At 69.7% G+C, this 654-nt stretch carries 1 protein-coding gene; it reads right to left on the bottom strand.

Annotated features, from left to right (window positions below):
* On the bottom strand, nucleotides 1-654 hold a 654-nt coding region (locus tag TOK_RS27935), incomplete at both ends, for an enoyl-CoA hydratase-related protein (RefSeq protein ID WP_374754938.1).

Here is a 654-nt window from a genome sequence, read left to right as displayed (position 1 = left end):
GCGCGTTCGGCGACGGTCTCGTCCCAGGCGCGCTTGGGGACGACCTCGTCGACGAGCTTCCACTCGACGGCCTGCTTGCCGCGAATGCCCTCGGGGCGGGTGGCGAACACGTCGGCCCGGTCCTTGCGGACACGGCGCTTGTCGGTGACCCGGGTGAGCCCGCCGGTGCCGGGCAGCACGCCCAGCAGCGGGACCTCGGGCAGCGACACCGCGGAGGAGTTGTCGTCGATCAGCAGGATCGTCTCGCAGGCCAGCGCCAGCTCGTAGCCGCCGCCCGCGGCAGTGCCGTTGACCGCGGCGATCCACGTCTGGCCGGAGTTGGCCGTCGCGTCCTCGATGCCGTTGCGGGTCTCGTTGGTGAACTTGCAGAAGTTCACCTTCCACGGGTGCGACGACTGGGCGAGCATCCGGATGTTGGCACCCGCGCAGAAGTTGCGGTCCTTCGCGCTGGTCACGACGACCGCGCGGACCTCGGGATGCTCGAAACGCAGCCGCTGGGTCGCGTCGTAGAGCTCGATGTCCACGCCCAGGTCGTAGGAGTTCATCTTCAGCTCGTAGCCGGGGACGATGCCGCCGTCCTCGGCGATGTCGAGGCGCAGGTAGGCGACCCCGGTCTCCGCGGCCTGCGACAGGTCGATCGTCCAGTGCCGGTAC

Origin of the sequence: Pseudonocardia sp. N23, assembly GCF_002583555.1 — a bacterium.
Lineage (GTDB): Bacteria > Actinomycetota > Actinomycetes > Mycobacteriales > Pseudonocardiaceae > Pseudonocardia.
This window is presented reverse-complemented; position numbering and strand designations above follow the sequence as displayed.